Origin of the sequence: Streptomyces ossamyceticus, assembly GCF_001418475.1 — a bacterium.
GTDB lineage: Bacteria > Actinomycetota > Actinomycetes > Streptomycetales > Streptomycetaceae > Streptomyces > Streptomyces ossamyceticus.
The window spans coordinates 403-2213 of the sequence record NZ_LIQX01000554.1; the positions used below are offsets into that span (position 1 = coordinate 403).

Consider the following 1811-nt stretch of genomic DNA (forward strand, 5'->3'; position numbering starts at 1 on the left):
ACCCCGCTGACGGCGGTCGTCGACGGCATCGGCAAGGTCCTGCGCGACTGCCCGCCCGATCTGGTGGCCGATCTCGCCGACCGCGGCATCATGATGGTCGGCGGCAGCGCCCTGCTCCCCGGCTTCGACCAGATGCTGCGCCACGCGACGGGCATGCCGGTGGCGATCGCCGAGAGACCGGACGTCTGCGCGGCCGTCGGAGTCGGCGCGATGCTGGAGGGCCGCCTCGAACCCATCTCCCTGGACCCGGTAGGCGACTGAACCGTTCCTAAAGACTGAGCGGGAGTGAGTCCTGTTGCCAGGACTGGTGCTCAGCCGGACGCCCCGAACGGTGTTGGGTGTCCTGGTCGCCCGCGTTCGCTCCGCGTCCGGCGCGCAGGGATCGTGTCCGTGGTCCGGGGATGCGGGGGCGGGGTCCCTCACGCCCGAGGATGCCTGGTGGGGCCTGGACGGTCCGATGCCCCGCACGATCGCTCCGGTCGTGTGGGGGCGGTGCCGTCCGTCGCCGGACCGGGTGTCCCAGGGCGCGTCTTCCGATCGCCACGGCTGCCGCATCGTGACGGGTGGTCTTCCTTGTCTTGCTGGTGAGGGGTTGTTGCCAGTGCTGTGCGCCCCAGCGGCTGGTGTAGGCGGGGTCGACGGCGACGACGGGAATGCCGAGTGCGGCGGCCATCGACACCAGCCGGGCCCTCAGCCTGGAGACCGGCATGCCGGAGACCAGGGTGCGGAACCGTTTGCGGCGGCCGTGCTTCTCACGGGTCGTCTCTGCGGTGAAGTCGAGGTCCTCGATGGCGAGGGCGAGGTGATGGCGGCGTGCCCAGTGCAGCAGGCGGATCAGGGCGTGCCGGACCTGGGCGTCGCGGTGGGCGGCTGTGCCCGTCAGGTCGTAGCCGAACCGTCTCGGTGCGCCGATCGGGTTGCCGTGGCTGTCCAGGCGCCAGGCGGCCAGGTGGTCGGCGTTGGTGTCCACCCCCACCAGGCCGCCCGCACGGACCGCGGCCAGCGGCACCGTCTGCACCGCAGGGTTGGTCCAGGAGGCGGTGAGGTACCAGCGGCCGCGTGCGGGGTCCTCGTGGACGCGGTAGGCCACAGCCCGGTTCGCATGGATGCGGTCGGCCCACTGCTCACCCCGGTGCGCGAACCTCACGCGGGAGGCGAGCACGTAACGGCCGTGCGGGGCGTTCGCCAAAGACGCCAGCGGGGCGGGAAGCTTGAGGGAGACCTCCCCGTCGGGGGTGACGCGGATGGTCTCGTTGCCGAAGCGTTTACCGGACTCGCCGTCGGCCTGGAGGAAGCGGCGCTCGGCCTGCCAGCGGGTGCGCCACTGCTCCTCGGTGAGCTGGGCGGCATCGAGGTGGTGGCGGGTGTTCAGTAGCCGCTTCCCGCCCCGCACCACACGCACACGTCCGGCTTCCCAGTCCGCCCGGAGGGCTTGGAGCCGGTCGGTGAGCACGTGCAGACGGCGCGCCTTCGCATGCCACTCCCGCCTGCTCGCATACCCGCCCGGGGCGTGCTTGTTGCCCTTCTCGCGCACCGGCAGCGACAACCGGTGCGCGATCATCCGCACACCCGCTTCCAGGCTCTGGATGTGTGCGAGCTGACTCCGCCGGGCCAGAGCCCACTGATCATGCGTGGCCTTCGTGATACTGCCGGCCCAGCGAGAGGACGACACCCCCGTCACAGCCCGCTTACGCGCCGCCCACCCCTCGGCGTCGTGGTCCAGCCCCACCGCACACCGCGCCTTCAGATCCCGCGAGGCGACAGTGCCCAGATGATCCCCCACCAGTCGAAGAACGTGCTCGTCCTCGGCG

2 protein-coding genes are annotated in these 1811 nt (G+C 71.5%); one reads left to right on the forward strand and one right to left on the reverse strand.

The window, feature by feature from the left end; genetic code table 11:
- Positions 1 to 261: rod shape-determining protein (locus tag AOK15_RS47655; protein ID WP_240508708.1), on the forward strand; the 261-nt coding region annotated here is incomplete at its 5' end.
- Between the two features lie 7 nt (positions 262 to 268).
- Here AOK15_RS47655 and AOK15_RS33045 read toward each other — a convergent pair.
- A partial coding sequence (locus tag AOK15_RS33045) for an IS200/IS605 family element transposase accessory protein TnpB (RefSeq protein ID WP_055522001.1) occupies positions 269 to 1811 on the reverse strand: 1543 nt, incomplete at its 5' end.